The following is a 1,645-nucleotide window of genomic DNA, read 5'->3' as shown; positions in this document are numbered from 1 at the left end:
GGTAACGCAAGCAGCTTTCGAGGGAGCCAAGTCGGGTGTCACCGTGAGCTTCGGATTAATTAGTATCATGGTGTTTTGGCTTGGCATGATGCGAATAGCGGAGGATGCAGGGCTGCTGCGTACACTTGCTCGAATGCTCGGGCCTGTGGTGCGCAAGCTTTTTCCTGACGTTCCTCCCAATCACCCAGCTCTCGGATATATAATGAGTAATTTAAGCGCTAATCTCTTTGGGTTAGGAAATGCAGCCACGCCAATGGGAATAAAAGCGATGCAGGAGCTTCAGAAGCTTAATCCTGATCCTGCTACAGCAACTCCAGCCATGTGCACGCTGCTTGCGCTAAATACATCCAGCATTACGATCATTCCCACCACGCTTATTGCCATTCGAATGAATTATGGTTCAGCTAACCCTGCTGAAATTATCGGTACAACGCTGGCAGCGACATTTGTTGCTACTACGGCTGCAATACTTGCCGACCGCTGGTATCGAAGAAAATCACCACCGCCGCCAATAGCTCCTTCGCCACCTAGACCTGAGAATAAGAAGTCGGCTTCACCAGCTTCCGGAGGTGAGGCAATTGTATAATATTTTTACAAGCTTATCCGCTTGGATGATTCCAGCCATTATCGTATTTATTCCGCTCTATGCAGCTTTAAGACGCAAAGTACCTGTCTATGAAACGTTTGTTGAAGGGGCCAAGGATGGCTTCGGAACAGCGATTAATATCATTCCTCATTTGGTTGGCATGATGGTTGCTATCAGTATGTTTCGCTCATCTGGAGCCTTGGAATTGCTGCTTTCTACAGTCCGACCTCTCTTTGATTGGGTCGGTATCCCAAGCGAGGTGCTGCCTCTCGGGATTTTGCGGCCTTTGACTGGCGCAGGCTCGTTAGCCTTCACGACTGACCTTATTCAGAACTTTGGCCCGGATTCTATGATCGGCAGAATTGCTTCCACAATTCAAGGCAGCACGGATACAACCCTGTATGTGCTTACTGTATATTTTGGAGCGATTGGAATAAGAAAGTCACGTTATGCGTTAAAAGTTGGTTTATTTTCCGATATAGTAGGTTTTTTCGCAGCAATTTTCATTTGCTTATACATATTCGGCTAGTGAAGCTTGTACTTTCGCCTTCATATCGTTATGATGGAGATTGAGGTGAAAGCATTGGAACGTTTACAGAAAATATTAGCAGCAGCGGGAATTGCATCCCGTCGCAAATGTGAAGAAATGATTTTGGCAGGAATGGTTGAAGTTAATGGTGAGAAGGTTACGACGCTAGGCGTTAAGGCTGATCCAGCGGTTGATGCAATTACGGTTAACGGCAAGCCGATTCGGAGCGAGAAGAAGCTCTATCTCATGCTTAACAAATCCAAGGGAGTCATAACTAGCGCCAAAGATCCACAAGGCCGCAAAGTGGTTTCTGATTTCTTGCCAGGTATTAAAGAGYGAGTATATCCGGTCGGTCGATTGGATTATGATACGGAAGGACTTCTTATCCTAACGAATGATGGCGAATTCGCTAATTTGTTAACACATCCAAGTCATCATGTTCCCAAAACATACCGTGCGACCGTTAAAGGCGTTCCTCATGGAACGGCATTGGAGCAGTTGCAAAAAGGGATTAAGCTAGAGGATGGCAT

Annotated in this window: 3 protein-coding genes; all 3 read left to right on the top strand. The window is 46.4% G+C overall.

The window, feature by feature from the left end; all coding sequences use genetic code 11:
* A partial coding sequence (locus AC1DSE_RS35015) for a nucleoside recognition domain-containing protein (RefSeq protein ID WP_477529095.1) occupies positions 1-586 on the top strand: 586 nt, incomplete at its 5' end.
* A gap of 25 nt (positions 587-611) precedes the next feature.
* On the top strand, positions 612-1,115 hold the full coding sequence (locus AC1DSE_RS35010) for a spore maturation protein (RefSeq protein WP_179089938.1): 504 nt from the start codon (positions 612-614) through the stop codon (positions 1,113-1,115).
* Positions 1,116-1,169: 54 nt separating this feature from the next.
* On the top strand, positions 1,170-1,645 hold a 476-nt coding region (locus AC1DSE_RS35005), incomplete at its 3' end, for a pseudouridine synthase (RefSeq protein ID WP_477529094.1).

Source organism: Paenibacillus sp. 01L418, from assembly GCF_056400045.1.
Note: the sequence above shows the minus strand (reverse complement) of the source record. Positions and strands in the feature narration are given on the sequence as shown.